This window comes from Nocardia sp. N2S4-5 (assembly GCF_044628355.1).
Taxonomy (GTDB): Bacteria; Actinomycetota; Actinomycetes; order Mycobacteriales; family Mycobacteriaceae; genus Nocardia; species Nocardia wallacei_B.
Window position 1 is genome coordinate 1139045 of sequence record NZ_JBIUPM010000001.1, and the last position, 16560, is coordinate 1155604.

The window sequence follows — 16560 nt, forward strand, 5'->3', positions numbered from 1 at the left end:
AAATTATCGAATAAGCGATAAATATGGCGGGCGAAGAGGAGAAGAGAACATGCCCACATCTGATCGGGGTCGAGTCCGGACCGAAGCGGGCAGGCGACCTGCCCTACGCGCCGCGATAGCGATGGCCATCGCCGGGATTCTCGGCGTCGGTGGTATCTCCACCGCGACCGCCGACCCCGCGACACCGCCTCCGGGCGCCTTCTCAACGGCCGACTCGAGCACCGAAACCGGCGCGATCGAGCAACTCAAAGCCAGCTACTTCCAGAACATCGACGCGAAGAACTGGGCCGGTCTACGCGAATTGCTGGCCCCGGATGTCGTGGTCGACACCACGGGCAGCGGCGGTCCCGTCATCGTCGGCAGGGACAACTTCATCGCGTTCCTGAAGCTCACGCTCGGCGCCGCCGAGACCCACCATCAGGGATTCGACCCCCGGATCACGGTGACCTCCGCGACGACCGCGGAGGCGGTGTGGCGAATGGAGGACGTGCTGATCTTCGGCGGGACCCTCGGCGTGCACGGCTACGGCCAATACGCCGATCGCTACGAAAAGGCCGACGGCCGTTGGGTGCTGGTGTACTCCAAGCTCACCCGCACCCGCCTGGACCTGATCAAGCCCGACGGCACGGTGATCGACACCGATGTCCCGCTAGAGCGGATCATCGAATTGGTGCAGCAGGCCACCGGTCAGTAGGAGCCCGGCTCGGTGACCGCCGCGGCCTTCTTGGCCACATGGCGGCCGATGGCCTCGACGCGCTCGGGTCCGAGCCCGATCAACGGATGCACCGACAGCAGCAGCGCGGCGTGACCGCCGCGGTCGAGCACCGGAGCGGTGATGGCCGCGACCTGCTGGGCCGGGGCCGGGGGAGCGGAGGGCGAACCGAGGGTGATGAAGTCCGCGCGCAATTGGTCGAGGGTCTCGCGAATGTTCGGCGGCAAGGCGATGGCGCCACTGTCGAGGGTGCTCAGCAGGCTCGCCGCCCGGCCCAGCGCCGGAGAGGTGCGGTCCACATCGAATCCGCGATCGCGCGCCGCGCGCAGTGCCTCGGCCAACTGCCCGGCGACCTCGCTGCCCGCCGGCGCCGCCCGGGTGATCCAGGCACGCCGGCCCGGTTCGGTGTCCCAGGCCGCGAACGCGGCGCCGAAGGGCGGCGCGTAGGGAATGCGGTCGCCGGGCCAGAGCCGTTCGCCGCCGACGAATGCGGTGATCACGAGCGAGTCCTCGCTCAGCTTCTCGGTCACCGAGGCCGCGTAGCCGAACTCGGCGGCCAGCTCGTTCGCCGCAGCCCGCGCGCCCGCGACGAACGGGCGGGTGTGCACCGCCGCCGCCACCGGCGCCAGCCCCGGACCCAGCGCGAAGGTCTTGGTCGCCGGATCGCGGCTGACCCAGCCCCGATCGCACAGCGTCTTGAGAATCGAGTGCGTGGTCGCCAGCGTCAGCTCCAACTCCCGCGCGATATCGCTGTAGCGCAACCGATTTCCGCCCGGACGCGACAGCAGCTCGACCACCTCGACCACCCGCTCCGTCGGCGCCGAACCAGAACCCCGCACCCTCGACTCCCTCCGCCCGGCACCTACATCCGCGTCACGAAATTCCGCTCACACTATGACGAATATTCGATATTCGCAAGGATTCAGGCGCTACCAGTATTGATGCCGTTTCCCGTCGGTGTCACCGATGAAGACCACCGCGTCGGCGGCGTCGAGATCCGCCGGGCGCAGTGGGATGTGGCCGCGCACGATCGGCTCGCCCGCTGCCGCCGCGGATGGCAGCGCCGCGCGCAGTTCTCGTGCGGGGAACAGGGCGCGGCGGGTGGTCGCCTCGGCCAAAATGCCTTGGAGAGTGCCGGATTCGCTGTGCGGGTTGGCATCGGTGGCCACGAACAGGTAGCGCTCGCCCAGACTGAGGCGGACTATCGCGCCGGCGCTGTCCCAGCTCGCCGCACCGGCCGGCGCGGGTTGCAGGTGCATGTTGTGGGCGAACACCAGACTCGGTCCGCGGCGACGCTCCTCGGTGACGATCGCGAGCAGGTTCTCGGCCATCATCTCGGTGCGCATGCTGAACATGGTCGCGACGCGGTCGGGTGCGGGATCGGCCATGGCGGCGTGAAAGCGCAGCAGGCCCTGGGCTGTGCGCGCGTGCGCGACGGCGCGGTCGTAACCGTCCGGGTCGGCGGCCCGCAGGCCCGCGGCGGCGCGGTGCACTGCGCTGGCGAGGTCGTCCGCGACGATGCGGAGGGCGCGAGCGCGGTCGGAGTCGCCGATGGAGGCGGTCGCGTCGAAGGCGGCCGCCTCGTTCGTCCAGTCCGCGTCCGCGCCGAGCAGTTCCTCGAGGTCGCGGGCCGACGCGGGCCGCAGTGCCGCGGGCAGATAGTCGGCGAGTGCGGACAGCGCGTGCCGCGGGCTCGGCGCGGCGGCGGTCTCCAGCGGTGCATCGAAGCCGTGGAAGCGAATCCGATCCTGCGGTCCGCGTCCGGCGTTGTACGCGCGGAGCCATTCCACGAGCGCCTTGTTGCCCGGGACGGCCCCGAACCCGTGGCTGAATCCGGTCGCGAGCACCGTCTCGATGTCCCCCGCGGCGCCGGCCACGTAATCATCGACAACGGACGCGGCGAAGATATTGATCTCCAGCAGGATCGATCGGTAGCCGCGCTCGACGAGATGGGCGAGAAGCTCGTTGCGCAGCAACGGGAATGCCTCGATCCCGTGCGTCGGCTCGCCGAGGGCGAACAGGGCCGGTGGCTCGGTGCGCGCGGCGAGCAGCTCATCGACGGCGCGGCCCAGGTCCGCCGCGTCGTCGAGTTGGCGGCCGATCCCACGCAGTGCGGTGGCAGTGGACATGAAAACCCCTTTGTCGAAGGAACTGCCTTCGACAGTATCGTTGAAGATTCGAGTGAAACTTCAGCGCAAATTGCCTGGCATACAACAGAAAAAGCTTCAATCGGAGGTCTACCCTGCGACCCATCGATCTCGCCCGCGAGCACGGATTGTCGGCCCAGGCGATCCGCAACTACGACGAGGCGGGCATCCTCCCGCCGACCGAGCGCAGCGAGTCCGGCTATCGTCGCTACACACCGCTGCACGCGCAGGCCTTGCGCGCGTTCCTCGCACTGCGCCGCGGCCACGGACATGAACCGGCGATGGAGATCCTGCGCGCGGCCAACCGGGGTGATACCGAATCCGTATACCGGCTCATCGACGCCGCGCACGTCGACCTGGTCGCCGAACGCACCACCCGGGCCGAGGTCGCGACGGCTCTGGGCAGCCTGTCCGGCCCATCGCCGACTCCACTACACGGCCGACCCCTGACCATCGGGGAACTCGCGCGCCGCCTCGACATCCATCCGGCGACCTTGCGCGCCTGGGAAACCGAGGGCATTCTGCGCCCCGTCCGCGACCGCGCGACGGGCTATCGCACCTACGGAGCCGACGACGTGCGCGACGCCGAGATCGCCCGCCGGCTTCGCCGCGGCGGCCACCCGCTGCGCCAAGTCGCGCGGTTCCTCGAATCGCTGCGCGAGGCGGGTGGAACGGAGGCCTCCCGCGCCTTCCTCGACTCGTGGCAGACCCGGATCACCGTCCGCAGCCGCGACCTCCTCGCGGGCGCGGCTCAACTCGATGCCTACCTGACGATGCTCGAGCCCTAGGAGATCAGGGTGGTGACCGCGTGCAGCACAAGGCTGCGGCGTTGAGGTTCGGGTACCAATCGCGCGATGTCTTCCGCGGGTTGATGCCACATGTTCGCGATCGTCAGCACCAGGGCCAGGATGTGCGCGGCGGGTTGTGTGGTGGTCACCGTCCCGCGGTGCTGTGCCTGTTCGATCGCCTCGACTTTGGCCTGCATCGACTCGGCCGCCGAGGCGCGCTGCGCGGAGTCGCCACGCAGCAGGTGGTACCACATCAGGAACCGCATGACCTCCGGGTGGGCCCGTCCGGCGTCGTAGAGCTGACCCGCGTATTCGGGTAGCCGGTCGGCATCCAGCGGTACGGTCGCCACCGTCGTGTCCACGATCATGTCGAAGACGGCGTCGAACAGTTCGTCTTTGCCCTTGTAGAACGAATACACCAAACCCGCGCTGATTCCCGCGCGCTTGGCCAGCCGATCAATGCGCGCTCCGGCCAGGCCGAACTCGGCGAACTCGGCCAGCGCGGCGTCGAACAGCTGCTGTCGTTTCGCTTCGGGATTCCTGGTGGGCACAGCCCTCACGTTAGTTATTGAACGTTCATTTGACAAAGCGGCGTCCGATCCCGCAGTCTGCTAATGAACATTCATTCAACAAGAGAGACGTGATCCGCATGGCGCATTGGACACCGGCCGACATCCCTGACCAGACCGGCCGCACCGCCCTGGTCACCGGTGCCAACAGCGGGATCGGCCTGGAAACGGCCCGCGTTCTGGCCACTTGCGGAGCGCGGGTGATCCTCGCCGGTCGTAACCAGGCCAAGCTGGACGAGGCGATCAATGTCGTGCGCGCCGCGGCGCCGCAGGCAAAGACCGACACCCTGCTCCTGAATCTGTCCGACCTCGCCTCGGTGCGCGGTGCGGCCGAGCGAATCGCCGCAACCGAGACCATCGACCTGCTGTTCAACAATGCCGGGGTGATGAACCTGCCTACACGCCTGACCACTCGCGACGGGTTCGAGATGACCGTGGGTACCAACCACCTCGGGCACTTCGCCTTCAATGCTCAGGTCTGGCCCGCGCTGTGCCGCTCGGCCGGAGCTCGCGTGGTCACCGTCAGCGCGATCGCCGCACGCTGGCCCATCGGCAAGCTCGACGACCTGATGAGCGAGAACAGCTACCGCGGCATGACCGCATACGCGAAGTCCAAGCGCGCCAACATTATCTACACCCTCGAACTCGCCCGCCGTACCGCCCACACCACCGTCGAAGCCTTCGTCGTGCACCCCGGTGCGGCGATGACCGGCCTCCAGCAACACGGCACCCGACCGCTGACACGCCTGTTCACTCCGCTCGCGGCGCGCTTGCTGATGGGTTCCGCCATCGGAGCCGCCTGGCCCTCGCTCTACGCCGCCACCAGCCCCGATGTCACCAGCGGAGAATTCATCGGTCCGGCCGGACGCGACCAGACCTCCGGCACCCCCGGACCCGCGAAACTTCCGAAAGGCGCCGACGATCCCGAGCTGGGCGCGCGATTGTGGGCCGAGAGCGAACGACTCACCGGAATCACCTTCGCGACCTAGCGGGGTGAGTCGGAACCGTGCCGACGCGACGAACCGAGATGCCGGAGCTGTTCGGCCCCTGGTTCATCCGTGATCTGCGGTGCCCGATACGGCCGTGCCGTCGCGAGGCCGGGACGCCTGCGCAGTTCGAACGCCGTCAACGCGCTCACCACCGTCGAGCGGATCGCCAGGCGGGCGGTGCGCGAGTCGGAACAGGCCAGGCGCGCTATCCGCAGGTTGGTTGTCACCAGGCATATTTCGACGCCCTCGCGGTGGTACGCCGCGGCGTCCTCGGCCAGCGCGGCCAGCGTGCGCAGCGACATGAAATCGAGTGTGGTGGCATCGACGATGAGGGCGCCGCCCGCGGCTCGCGCGGTCTCGGCGGCCTCCCGGACTCGCTGTCGCCACAGTGCCAGCGTGTACGCGTCGGCTTCGCCGCGCACCGACAGCACCACGATGTCGCCGCGCCGCCGAAGCCGGAAGAACAGCTGATCCTCGGGCGATCTGGCGAACCAGGTCGGAGGAGTGGTGGAAATGGAGTAAGAGCCGGCACTGGGAGTCATGATCTTCCCCGAATCGGGATGAATGCCTGCGGCATCGTGGTCAGGCCGACCCTGCATTCTCAAGGCGAACCCGCGTGCTCGTGTAGCTCAGAATACGCGCCCCCGCCGACGAGCCTCCCGCGAACTCGTCACAGAGGTATAACAAGCCGTAATGGCCAGAACGAATGCCAGAACAGCGCATCCGGTCCGAGTGAAATGGAACAGCTCCCAGCGCCGCAGGATGTCGGCGTAGTCGCTGGGCGGCGTGCCCGTTGCCCAGCGTTTGATCTGCTGATTGATCGGCACATTCCCGAACCGGGTCACGAGGAACGACGCGACCGTCAGCGCCGAGGCGCTCGCCGCCACCCGCCGCGCCCAGGACGTCGAGCGGACCGCCAGCAGCAGAGTGCTCAACACGGCCAACCCCATCAGAATCTGCATCACCGGGCCGTTGACCCGCATCAGAGCGGTGTGGAATGTGAACCGAACATCAAGGGGCACTTCGCGAAACGCGTACAGCACATTCACCGCGCCGTACCCGAAGGCCCCGGCCAGCAGACCGGGAAACAACAGGGCCGCCGCCCAGACCGTCTTCGACAACATCGGAACTCCCATCCCTCATCGCAACTTCGTGTTGCGATAGAGTCAGCGTGCCCGACCGTTGTCAATATCGCAACAAGGAGTTGCAATGGGTTCTGTCGCACCGCCCGGCCGCGGGCCGAAGGTTCGTGCCGCCGTGCTCGCCGCGGCGGTAGCCGAGTTGGGCGAACGGGGCTACGCCGCATTCACCGTCGAGGAGGTCGCCCAGCGTGCCGGAGTGCACAAGACCACCGTCTACCGGCGTTGGCCCGACCGCGACGCCTTGATCGCCGATGCCTTGGCCGACAGCGTCGCGGCGGAATTGCCCATCCCCGATACGGGTTCGGTCGAGGCGGACCTGCGGGCGCTGGCCCGCAGCCTGGTCGCGTGGATCAACAGTCCGTCCGGCCGTGCGGTCCTCGCGGTCATGGTGCCCGCCGCGGGCTCACCGGCGCCGCCCGATGTCATGCGGCACGCCTTCCGTGACCGGATCCGCCGGGCACTGCCGATCGTGCCGCGGGCGATCGCGCGCGGCGAGATCCCCGTCGGCACCGATCCGGCCGAACTGATCAAAACCCTTGTGGCGCCGATATATTTCCGCGTCCTGATTCCGCGCGAACGGGTGACCGAGGACACCGCCGACGCGGCCGCCGCGGTGGCGCTGACCGCCGCCCGCGCCGGTCTGTTCAGCTGATCCGGCGAACCTGTGTGGCGGCCACCGCTATCAATGCGACGGCGACGGAAACTGTTGGGGTCCAACCGAACCAGCCGACCGCTGCGGCGCCGAAAGCGGTGCCGGCGCTGCCGCCGACGAAGTAGATCACCATGTAGGCGCTGTTGAATCGGGCGGGTGCGGAGGGATCGATGCCGAGGACCGTGCTCTGATTGGCGACCTGCGCCGCGAACAGACCGGCGTCGAACAAGCCCAGGCACAGCAGCGTCACCACGGTATTCGACAGCGAGACAGCGAGAATCGCCGCGCCGAGCCCGGACAGCGCCAGCCCGAGCAGGATGACCCGGCGGGCACCGACCCGATCGGTCCACGCCCCGGAGATCCGGGTGGCGAGGATGCCCAGCAGGCCCGCGACGGCATACAGGCCGATGCGCTCGGGCGAGTACGAGAACGGCGGGCCGGACAATGCGACCGCGAGCCCGGCCCAAATCGCGCAGAATGCGAAGAACCACAGGGCGCCCCGGCCGGCCGCCAGCCGCAGCAGCGGGTACCGCGCGTACAGGCTGGGGATGCCGCGCAGCGTCGCCAGGTAGCCCGTCGTCGCCGTCCCCTTCGCGGCGGGTAGCACGAGCCGGGCGGCCACGGCGAGGGCCGCGCACGCCGCCGCGAAGACCAGAAGCATTGCGCGCCAGCCGATGACGTCCGCCAGCCAGCCGCCCGCGATCCGTCCCGCGAGAATGCCCGCCGAGATTCCGGCGGTCACGATCCCCAGCACGGTCGACCGCCGCCCGGGCTCCGCGAAACGCCCTGCGACCGAACTCAATTGGGCGCCCACCGAGGAGCAAGCGCCGACCAGTCCGGTCACCAGGGCGAGCGCCCACGGTGATTGCGCCACCGCACTCGCGGCGGAAGCGGTTGCGAGCCCGCCGAATTGGAGCGACAGCACGTGGCGCGGCGGGTACCGGTCGACGAGCGGCACCAGCAGCGCCAGGCCCAGCAGGTAGCCGATCGGACCGCCCGCCAGCGCCGCACCGATCGCCGCCGGTGTGGTGTGCAGTGATCCGGCGACCTGCGCCACCGCCGGTTGCAGCGGATAGACCGCGGCGGTGCCGAACGCCGCCGCCAGCGCCATGAACCACACCACGGGTGTCCGCAATGCCGTGGCGCGAATGTCCGGAGTCGTCTCGAGTTGCATGGCGTCGACAGTAGGAACGCCGCGACGCCGATTCCGGCGGGAAACGGACGATACCGTCGCTACGCCCAGCCGCGCCGCCGTAAGCTGCCGAGTACCAGTTCACCTCGTGCAATGACCCCACAGAAGGTAGGGCATCATGGCGCTTCCGGACTTCGATACCACGGCCGTTCACTCGCTCGCACTGGAGATCGACAGCGTGTTGATCACGCCGATCTCGGAGGTGTCCGGCCTCGGCTTCGGCCAGGACGTGATCGAGCTGAAACAGAACACCCCCGACGGCAAGTACCTGGTGCGGAAGCTGCCCGGCCGTCCCAAGGCGGGCGAGGTCACGCTGACTCGCGCGGTGACCGACGACAAGAGCTTCGAGAAGTGGATCACCGAGAGCCGCTCCGGCGATCCGGCCGCCGCCCGCAAGAACGGCGCCGTCATCATCTACGACCTCACCGGCCGGGTGGTACGCCGCTACGAGCTGACCGGCATGTCGCCGAGGGCATTCGAGGTCGGCACCGTGCGCGCGGGCGACTCCGGCGTACTCACCGAGAAGCTGATCGTCACCTACGAAAATCTCGAGATCGAGTAGCGCGGGCTAGCCGTTGGGCAGAATCACCGCGCGCCCGTTGATCTTTCCGGCGTGCAGCCGTTCGTAGGCGAGCGGCGCCTCCTCCATCGCGAACGTCTCGACGTGCACGTCGATCGCTCCGGCTCGGGCCAGGTCCAGTACTTCGCGCAGTTCGCCGCGGCTGCCCCAGTACGGAGCGGTCACCGAGACCTCGAAGGGCAGTACCCCGAAGCCGACGGGGATGGTGCCGCCGCCGATGCCGACGATCGTCACATCGCCCTCCATCGCGACGCATGCGGCGGCCGTGGCCGTGGTCGGTGCGGCGCCCACGAAATCGAACACGGCCGTCGCACCGCGGCCGCCGGTGAGTTCGCGCACGCGTCCGGCGGCCTTCTCGTCGGAGGTCACCACCTCGTGGGCGCCGACCGTGCGCGCCAGTTCGAGCTTGTCGGCGTTGACGTCCAACGCGATCACGCGGGCGGGACTCACCGCGCGCAGCAACTGAATGGCCACGTGCCCGAGTCCGCCCGCGCCGATGACCACCGCCGTCGACCCCGGCACCAGCTTCGGCAGCGACCGTTTGACGGCGTGGTACGGCGTGAGCCCGGCATCGGTCAGCGGCACCGTCTGTACCGGGTCGAGACCGTCGAGCGGTTCCAAGTGCCTGGCGTCGTCGACGATCAGGTACTCGGCGATGGCGCCCGGCGCGCCCAGGCCGGGCGGGAAGATGCCCAGTTCGGTCGCGCGCAGGCAGTAGTTCTCCCGGCCCGCGGCGCAGGGCGGGCACGCGCCGCAACCCCAGGGTCCGTAGACGGCGACCGCATCGCCGACCGAGAACCCGGTGACCCCCGCACCGAGGGCGGCGATCGTCCCGGCCCCCTCGTGCCCGAGCGTCAGCGGCAACCGGTAGGGGAATTCACTCTCCGGCCAGGACATCACCGCGATGTCGGAATGGCAGACGCCCGCCGCCGACACCCGTAACAGCACCTGGCCCGGTCCGGGCTCGGGATCGGGCACCGTGACCAGTTCCGGTGCCGCGCCGATGGTTCGATACTGCAGAGCCTGCATCGCGATACCCTCCGTTGTCGAGTTCTCGATCGGATCGGTCGATTCGCCCCGCCGGCCGTGTCCGGCCACCTCCGAGCGTAATGGCTACCCTGCGGCATCCACGCCTGCTTTGATCGGAATGTAGCGATTCGCGCAGTGGTGCGTGATTGCCTCCGCCGCCACTAACTAGAACGCGTTGCGAGGTCCGACCCGACCGCGCCGTGGCCGCGGTTCGTCCGGCAACCATGCTTCATACCCAGCGGTTCGATCACTTTCATCGCCGACACTCGATTTGACGACACCGAGGCGCTAGGCTAATTCTGAAACGTGTTCTAGTGTGTGCGGCGAGGCTTTCCAGCGCCGGAAGACAAGAGGAGTCCACCAGGCCATGCGTACCGAGATCTGCGAACGACTGGGTATCGACGTCCCCATCTTCGCTTTCACCCATTGCCGCGACGTCGCCGCCGCGGTCAGCAACGCCGGCGGCATCGGTGTGCTGGGCGCGGTGGGATTCACCGCCGAGGAGCTCGAGGTCGAGCTGGCCTGGCTGGACGACCATGTGCAGGGCGTCTACGGCGTGGACCTGGTCATCCCGTCCAAGTACGAGGGCAAGGGCATCGACGGGCTGAGCCCCGCGGAGCTGGAAGCCAAACTGGCCGAACTGGTTCCGCAGGGCCATCGCGACTTCGCCGAGAAGCTCCTCGCCGACCACGGCGTGCCGAAGCTGCCCGAGGGCGAGCACCACAACCAGCTGCTCGGCTGGACGGCCACCACCGCCGGTCCGCAGGTCGAGGTCATCCTGAAGCACCCGAAGGCCAAGCTGGTCGCCAACGCGCTCGGCACCCCGCCCGACGACATCGTCAAGCAGGTGCAGGACTCCGGCCGGTTGATCGGCGCGCTGTGCGGGTCGGTCAAGCACGCCCTCAACCACAAGCGCGCGGGCCTGGATTTCGTCGTCTGCCAGGGCACCGAGGGCGGCGGGCACTGCGGCGAGGTGTCCTCGCTGGTGCTGTGGCCGCAGGTGATCGACGCCGTCGGCGACCTGCCGGTGCTCGCGGCCGGTGGCATCGGCAGCGGCCGCCAGGTCGCGGCCGCGATGGCGATGGGCGCGGCGGGAGCCTGGACCGGGTCGATCTGGCTGACGGTCGAGGAGGCCAATGTGCCGCCCGCGCAGATGCAGAGCTACATCGACGCGACCAGCCACGACACCATCCGGTCGCGGGCGTGGACCGGCAAGCCGGCCCGCATGCTGCGCAACGACTGGACCGATGCGTGGGAGTCGGCCGACAACCCGGACCCGCTGCCGATGCCGCTGCAGATGATGGTCGCCCTCGACGGCGTCAAGCGGGGCCACCGGTACCCGGAGGCGGCCAAGGACGTCAACTTCAATCCGGTCGGGCAGATCGTCGGCATGATGACGAAGGTCGAGCGCACCTCCGATGTCATGCAGCGGCTCATCGAGGAGTACCTGGAGTCCTGCGAGCGGCTGAACAAGCTCAACAACATCTGACCCGCTGTCGGTGCCGGGCGCGAGACCGCGCCCGGCACAAGGCGTCTCAGGCGGGCGGCGTCCCGTTCACGACGACACGTTGTCCGTCCCAATGAAATCCGACCTGGGTGTGGGTGGCGTCCGGGCACGCGTTGCAGCTCCCGGGCGTCTTGTAGTCGAGCACGACCGTGTCGTCGGTGGTCGCCGCGGCGAGGGTGGTGAAGCCGTGCGCCTCGGGCGTCGCCGTGCCCACGTATTCACCGCGATGGAACAGCAGCGCCTGCTCGGGGGAGCTGCCGGTCGCGCCTTCGATGGTGACGATCGCGGCGGACAGCGTGGCGCACGGATCGAAATTGCCTTGGAAGGTCGCGGGATCCGTCGCCCACCCCGCCTGTGTCCGCGGCTCGCGCGGCAACTCGGCGACGGCGGCCCGGACCACCGGCGACGCGAGGTCGACACCGCACGCGGGCGCCGAATTCGGACTTCGCTCGGCCGTCGTGATTTTCGAGTCGGTCGCGGGCCCGCAACCGGTGAGCGCACAGACCGCGGCGGCGGTCGTCGTGGCGACGACGATGGTTCGCAACACTGCTCACGCACCTCCGGGGATCGGTACCGCTATCGAATCATGTTCCGGGCAGTGGGAATCGGGCGGGTATGTGACTCCGATTACTGAATCCGGTGTCAGGCTTGCTGTTTGCTCGAACCGTTGACACTGTGTCTCATCGAGATGAGAAGCGCATACGGTGAGCCGTCCGGACGCGGCCGAAAAGTCATCCTGCCCTTGGTCATTGTGTACGTGGTGCTGGCTGCGGCCTTCGGCGCCCGAGCCTTTGCTGCGTGGTCGCGCGGCGATCACGCATCCTGTGAATGCTGCGCGAATCAGGGAGATAGCGCATGATTTCCCCAGGAGTGCAGACGTTCTCGGGACGGTGTGTGGTGAGCGGAAACAGTGACAAGGTCGTCATGAAGCACCAGGGGGAGTCGTGGTGAAGCGAGGCTCCCGGCGGGGCGGCGCGCTGCGCCGCACCATCACCTTGGTCGCACCGGTGCTCGTGGCCGTCGTGCTGGCCGGCGGCTACGTCCTCATCGACGAGCTGGGCAACAAGAACACCGACAGCAAACCCGCGCCCGCCGGCTCGACCGCGGTGGCGGGCAAGGATGTTCCGGAGTCGCTGACGAAACTCGTTGTCGCGCCGGAGGCCCCGATGAGCGGCTACAGCCGCGAGAAGTTCCCGCATTGGGACTCCAACACGCCCGAACACGGTTTCGGCCCCGACTACACGCAATACGCGAAATGCGAAACCCGCGACGTGATGCTGCTGCGCGACGCCACGCCGCCGGTGACCCTCGACGCCAAGACGTGCAAATTCACCGTCGGCAAGGGCGGCGGCTGGCACGATCGGTACGGAATTCTCGATCGGAAGACGGGCAAGCTCAAGGATTACAAGGTCACCACCGACCCGTCCGGTATGGACGCCGACCACATCGTCGCATTGGCCGAGGCCTGGCGCTCGGGCGCCGCGGACAAGGACGAGGCCACCCGCCGCAATATCGCCAACGACGCGGAGAATCTGGTAGCCGCCGACCCGTCGGCGAATCGCTCGAAAGGCGACCAGGATCCCTCCGATTACCTGCCGCCCGGAACTTACCGGTGCGCCTATATCGACCACTACATCAAGGTCAAGATAAAATACGCGCTGACTGTCGATCCCGACGAGCAGTCCGCACTGCGTACCGCGGTGGACGACTGCGTGCAGCGAGGAGAATTCAGATAAGCGACATCATCGAGATTTCCGCCAAGGCCGCCGTCATGACCGACGAGGAGGGGACGGTGTCCGGTGATCTCGATGTCCGCGTCGATGATTCGGGCCGCGGGCAGGTGCGATACCGCGACACCGACACCTGGTACACCATCGGCAATCTGGAGGCCGAGCCGCCGCGCACCTGGTCCTCGGTCGCCGATCTCGCCGCCGCGATCGAGGCGAGTCGCGGCGAGCGGGACGCGGCGGGCAATGTGATCCCCTTCGAGGCGTAGTTCCCGCGCGGCTAGGCGAGCTGTTCGGCGCGCTGCTTCACCGCGACGGTCATGCCGCCGAACCCGCGGCGCAGCGGCCCGCCGAGAATCGCGGTGACCACCGGCCGCAGCCAGCCACCGAGTTCGAAGTGCGAGGTGTAGCGGCAGCGGCCGTCGTCCAGCGGGGTGAGGGTGTGTGAGCGCAGACTGCGCAGCGCGCCCAGCGGCACCGGCTTCATCGTGTAACTGAATCCGGCGCCCGGGGTGTTCGACCGGATCCATTCGCGCTGCGCCATGGGCCGCGGGCCCATCAGCCGCACCCGCATGTCGATCGGCGCACCCGGTTCGAGGGTGGAGCGGCAGTCGGCGACGAACGGATTCCAGTCGCCGTACGCGGGGAAGTCGGTGAGCACTGTCCACACCACCTCGGCGGGCGCGTCGATGTCCACACTGTCGTCGATCGTGAAGGTCATGCGACGACAATACTGAAACCGGTTCTAGTTCGCGTCGATGTGATCCGACAGTCAAACAAGACGAACGTTCATTCTTGACAAGTCGCGAACGCCGGGTGAACACTGAGATGCATTAAGTGGAGTACACATCTCCTCTTAGGAGGTCGTCGTGCCGACTCTCGACACGTTCTCGGTCAAGACCGCAATCGCGGTGTCGCACAGACACATTGCCGCGCACGGTCCGCCGCGCCGATCCGGACGAAACAATGCCGTTTCTCTCCTGAAAGCAGTGTGCGATGACCACCACCACGACTCAGCAACCCACCGTCGTCTCGCTTCGTGATCCCCGCGCCCAGGACCCGGCGCTCACCGGCGCCAAGGCGGCGGCGCTGGCCCGCGCGGCCGGTCACGGGCTGCCCGTCCTCGACGGATTCGTCCTCACCACCGCCTGGACCGAGCAGGGCCGGTTACCGGAGATCGAATGGCGCCGGTTGTCCACCGGGGGCAGACGCCCGCTGGTGGTGCGATCCTCGTCCATGGCCGAGGACGGCGCCGAGCAGTCGATGGCCGGGCTGTTCACCTCGATCCTCGACGTGCGGGACTGGACCGGTTTCACCGACGCGGTCGGCCGCGTGCGGGCGTCCGGAACCGCGGTCGCCGCGCATTCGCCGACCGCGACGGGTGCGGCCATGGCGGTGCTCGTGCAGCCATTCCTCGCCGCCGCGTGGGGCGGGGTGCTGTTCACCGCCGACCCGATGAGCGGGCGCCGCGACCGCATGGTGCTGACCGCGGTCCGCGGCGGCCCTAGCGAGGTGGTCGACGGCAGCGCCGCCGGGTGGACCGCCTCGCTCACCCGCCGCGGACGCATCCGGACGGTACTCACCGCCGACGGGCCGGAGTTGCCGGCCCGCGTGCGGCGCAAGGTGATTCGGCTCGCGAGCCGGGCCACCGCGGTCTTCGGCGGGCCGCTGGACATCGAATGGGCGGTCGATGAAGCCGGTCACGCGGTGTTGCTGCAGGCCCGCCCCATCACGGCGCTGCGGCGGCCCGGTTCCGGCCCGATCTTCGGTCCCGGCCCGCTGGCCGAGACGTTCCCGGAGCCGTTGCGTCCGCTGGAACAGGATCTGTGGCTGTCTCCACTGGCCGAGGGATTGCGGGTGGCACTGGAACTCACCGGCGCCGCGCCCGCGCGCCGCCTGCGCTCCTCGCCCGTGGCGACGGCGGCCGGTGGCATCGCGGTCGCCGATCTCGAACTGCTGGGCGTGATTCCGCCGCGGAACGCGCTGCTGCGATGGCTGGATCCCCGGCCCGGCGCCCGCCGTCTGGGGGCGGCGGCGCGGGTGGGCAGACTGGCCGCCGCGCTTCCGGAACTCGCGCGCCACACCTGTGCCCGCGTGGACAGCGACCTGGCGGAGGTGCCGCCGCTGCGGCACCTCGGCACCAGCGGCCTGCTGGATGTCCTGCACCACACCGCGACCGCGCTGACGGCCGTGCACGGATACGAGGCGCTCGCGGGCATGCTCCTGCGCGACGACCGTCCCGCCCCCACCGCGGCGGCCATAGCGCTGGCCGCGCTGGCCGAGGCCCGCGCCGCCGGACTCGCCGACGACCGGATCGCGGAGGAGTATCCGGTGGTGCTGGCCCTGACCCCGCCGCGCATCGGTCCACCCGCGGCGCTGCCCGGGGCCGTGCTCGAATCAACCGCTCCGGAGGGCGAATTCGCCGAACTGGCCGTGGCGCGCGAGGCACTGCGGTTGCGGGCGCGCTGGATTCAGGAACTCGCCGCCCGCGCCGCCCTCGAAATCGGCGAACGGCTGACGTCCGCGGGTCTGCTGCCCGAACCGGAGGCGGTCGCGCTGCTGCGCCTCGCCGAACTCCGCCGGGCCGCCACCCACCGCGCCCTGCCCGCCGACTTCACCGACCGCACAGCGCCCGAACCCCTCGCCGTGCCGACCGAATTCCGTTTCGCCGACGGTGTTCCGGTGGCGGTGGCCCGCGCCGCGCGGTCCGCCGACCACGGTGTCGGAGCGTGCGGCGGCAGCGGGCGCGGCGTAGTGCACATCGGGCACCGGCCGCCGCCCGGATCGGTGCTCGTCGTCCGGCATCTCGACCCCCGACTGGCGGCCGAGGTGCCGCGGCTGGCCGGGCTGATCGCCGAAACCGGCAGCCCGCTCAGCCATCTGGCGATCCTCGCCCGCGAGCACGGCGTACCCGTGGTGGTCGGCTATCCCGACGCCACCCGGCGGCTGCCCGACGGAGCCGAGGTCGAACTCGACGGCCGCACCGGCGCGGTGCGGATCGTGCCCGAATCGATGGAGGTGCGGTGATGGTGCGCAAGCTGGGCGTGCTGCTCGCGGTGGGAACGGTGCTGGCCACGGGCGCTTACGTATTCGTCTATCTGTATCGGTGGGAATGGAATCGGGCCATCATGTCGGCGACGCTGTTCCTCGCCGCCGAGATCGCGCTGGTGGCCATGCTGCTCACCAATCGGCTGCGCGCACTGCAATCGCGCCCCGTGCGCGTCGCGGCACCGGACCGGCAGACCGCGCGCATCGTGCGCGAGGCGACGCCGCCGTCGCGGGTGAGCTTCGCCTGGCTGGCCCGGCCGGACCGGCTGAACGTCTTCGTGCCGGTGCTGCTCGCCGGTGGCGTACTGCTCACCGGGGTCGCCTGGGTGGTCGAGCGGGTCGCGCGGATGACCGCGAGACCGGTTGCCACGCAGCGGATCGTCGCCCGGCTGGATCGGCTGGCATTGCCGCCGGACGGATTTCTCGCTCCCGTCGACGACAGCACGCGGCTGCTGCGCGGGCCACTGGTGAGGTAGCC

General features: G+C 69.0%; 19 protein-coding genes. 10 read left to right on the forward strand and 9 right to left on the reverse strand.

Annotated features, from left to right (window positions below; genetic code table 11):
* Positions 1–49 precede the first annotated feature (49 nt).
* The gene (locus tag ACFMRZ_RS05030) at positions 50–694 is read left to right on the forward strand and encodes a nuclear transport factor 2 family protein (protein ID WP_400178103.1); all 645 of its coding nucleotides are present in this window, start codon (positions 50–52) and stop codon (positions 692–694) included.
* Here the strand turns inward: ACFMRZ_RS05030 and ACFMRZ_RS05035 are convergent.
* Complete coding sequence (locus ACFMRZ_RS05035) at positions 688–1551, reverse strand: helix-turn-helix domain-containing protein (protein WP_400178104.1); 864 nt, start codon at positions 1549–1551, stop codon at positions 688–690. The genes ACFMRZ_RS05030 and ACFMRZ_RS05035 overlap by 7 nt on opposite strands.
* A gap of 90 nt (positions 1552–1641) precedes the next feature.
* The gene (locus ACFMRZ_RS05040) at positions 1642–2841 is read right to left on the reverse strand and encodes an erythromycin esterase family protein (RefSeq protein WP_400178105.1); all 1200 of its coding nucleotides are present in this window, start codon (positions 2839–2841) and stop codon (positions 1642–1644) included.
* 113 nt (positions 2842–2954) lie between these two features.
* Between ACFMRZ_RS05040 and ACFMRZ_RS05045 the strand changes: the two genes are divergently transcribed.
* Positions 2955–3647 carry a MerR family transcriptional regulator gene (locus ACFMRZ_RS05045; RefSeq protein WP_400182771.1) on the forward strand — a complete coding sequence of 231 codons (693 nt, stop codon included), beginning with the start codon at positions 2955–2957 and terminating at the stop codon, positions 3645–3647.
* Here ACFMRZ_RS05045 and ACFMRZ_RS05050 read toward each other — a convergent pair.
* The gene (locus tag ACFMRZ_RS05050; RefSeq protein ID WP_400178106.1) at positions 3644–4198 is read right to left on the reverse strand and encodes a TetR family transcriptional regulator; all 555 of its coding nucleotides are present in this window, start codon (positions 4196–4198) and stop codon (positions 3644–3646) included. The two genes, ACFMRZ_RS05045 and ACFMRZ_RS05050, sit on opposite strands and share 4 nt — an antisense overlap.
* Before the next feature lie 98 nt (positions 4199–4296).
* Between ACFMRZ_RS05050 and ACFMRZ_RS05055 the strand changes: the two genes are divergently transcribed.
* Positions 4297–5205, forward strand: coding sequence for an oxidoreductase (locus ACFMRZ_RS05055; RefSeq protein ID WP_400178107.1), 909 nt, complete (start codon positions 4297–4299; stop codon positions 5203–5205).
* Here ACFMRZ_RS05055 and ACFMRZ_RS05060 read toward each other — a convergent pair.
* Both ACFMRZ_RS05060 and ACFMRZ_RS05065 read right to left on the reverse strand, forming a co-directional pair.
* Positions 5202–5747 carry an STAS domain-containing protein gene (locus ACFMRZ_RS05060; RefSeq protein WP_400178108.1) on the reverse strand — a complete coding sequence of 182 codons (546 nt, stop codon included), beginning with the start codon at positions 5745–5747 and terminating at the stop codon, positions 5202–5204. The two genes, ACFMRZ_RS05055 and ACFMRZ_RS05060, sit on opposite strands and share 4 nt — an antisense overlap.
* Before the next feature lie 87 nt (positions 5748–5834).
* Positions 5835–6329, reverse strand: coding sequence for an anthrone oxygenase family protein (locus ACFMRZ_RS05065; RefSeq protein ID WP_400178109.1), 495 nt, complete (start codon positions 6327–6329; stop codon positions 5835–5837).
* A gap of 85 nt (positions 6330–6414) precedes the next feature.
* Here ACFMRZ_RS05065 and ACFMRZ_RS05070 point away from each other — a divergent pair, with 85 nt between their 5' ends.
* Complete coding sequence (locus ACFMRZ_RS05070; RefSeq protein WP_400178110.1) at positions 6415–6999, forward strand: TetR/AcrR family transcriptional regulator; 585 nt, start codon at positions 6415–6417, stop codon at positions 6997–6999.
* Here the strand turns inward: ACFMRZ_RS05070 and ACFMRZ_RS05075 are convergent.
* Positions 6992–8173: an MFS transporter gene (locus ACFMRZ_RS05075; RefSeq protein WP_400178111.1), complete on the reverse strand. Its 1182-nt coding sequence runs from the start codon at positions 8171–8173 to the stop codon at positions 6992–6994. The two genes, ACFMRZ_RS05070 and ACFMRZ_RS05075, sit on opposite strands and share 8 nt — an antisense overlap.
* A 136-nt stretch (positions 8174–8309) precedes the next feature.
* Between ACFMRZ_RS05075 and ACFMRZ_RS05080 the strand changes: the two genes are divergently transcribed.
* Entirely contained in the window at positions 8310–8753 is a 444-nt protein-coding gene (locus ACFMRZ_RS05080) for a phage tail protein (RefSeq protein ID WP_400178112.1), read from the forward strand.
* Between the two features lie 6 nt (positions 8754–8759).
* Here ACFMRZ_RS05080 and ACFMRZ_RS05085 read toward each other — a convergent pair whose 3' ends face one another.
* Positions 8760–9800: an NAD(P)-dependent alcohol dehydrogenase gene (locus ACFMRZ_RS05085; protein WP_400178113.1), complete on the reverse strand. Its 1041-nt coding sequence runs from the start codon at positions 9798–9800 to the stop codon at positions 8760–8762.
* Between the two features lie 367 nt (positions 9801–10167).
* Here ACFMRZ_RS05085 and ACFMRZ_RS05090 point away from each other — a divergent pair, with 367 nt between their 5' ends.
* Positions 10168–11289: a nitronate monooxygenase family protein gene (locus tag ACFMRZ_RS05090; protein WP_280275750.1), complete on the forward strand. Its 1122-nt coding sequence runs from the start codon at positions 10168–10170 to the stop codon at positions 11287–11289.
* Positions 11290–11335: 46 nt separating this feature from the next.
* Here the strand turns inward: ACFMRZ_RS05090 and ACFMRZ_RS05095 are convergent, their stop codons facing one another.
* Entirely contained in the window at positions 11336–11854 is a 519-nt protein-coding gene (locus ACFMRZ_RS05095) for an LppP/LprE family lipoprotein (protein WP_400178114.1), read from the reverse strand.
* A 400-nt stretch (positions 11855–12254) separates the two neighbouring features.
* Between ACFMRZ_RS05095 and ACFMRZ_RS05100 the strand changes: the two genes are divergently transcribed.
* Both ACFMRZ_RS05100 and ACFMRZ_RS05105 read left to right on the forward strand, forming a co-directional pair.
* Entirely contained in the window at positions 12255–13043 is a 789-nt protein-coding gene (locus ACFMRZ_RS05100; protein WP_400178115.1) for an HNH endonuclease family protein, read from the forward strand.
* A gap of 35 nt (positions 13044–13078) precedes the next feature.
* Positions 13079–13303, forward strand: a complete 225-nt coding sequence (locus ACFMRZ_RS05105) for a hypothetical protein (RefSeq protein WP_280273552.1) — start codon at positions 13079–13081, stop codon at positions 13301–13303.
* An 11-nt stretch (positions 13304–13314) separates the two neighbouring features.
* On the opposite strand, the gene ACFMRZ_RS05110 is transcribed toward ACFMRZ_RS05105, so the two are convergent.
* On the reverse strand, positions 13315–13755 hold the full coding sequence (locus ACFMRZ_RS05110) for an SRPBCC family protein (protein ID WP_400178117.1): 441 nt from the start codon (positions 13753–13755) through the stop codon (positions 13315–13317).
* Between the two features lie 275 nt (positions 13756–14030).
* On the opposite strand from ACFMRZ_RS05110, the gene ACFMRZ_RS05115 reads away from it, so the two are divergent.
* Both ACFMRZ_RS05115 and ACFMRZ_RS05120 read left to right on the forward strand, forming a co-directional pair.
* Complete coding sequence (locus ACFMRZ_RS05115; protein ID WP_400178118.1) at positions 14031–16061, forward strand: PEP/pyruvate-binding domain-containing protein; 2031 nt, start codon at positions 14031–14033, stop codon at positions 16059–16061.
* Positions 16061–16558, forward strand: coding sequence for a hypothetical protein (locus tag ACFMRZ_RS05120; RefSeq protein WP_400178119.1), 498 nt, complete (start codon positions 16061–16063; stop codon positions 16556–16558). Before ACFMRZ_RS05115 ends, ACFMRZ_RS05120 begins: the two co-directional genes overlap by 1 nt.
* Positions 16559–16560: the final 2 nt, after the last annotated feature.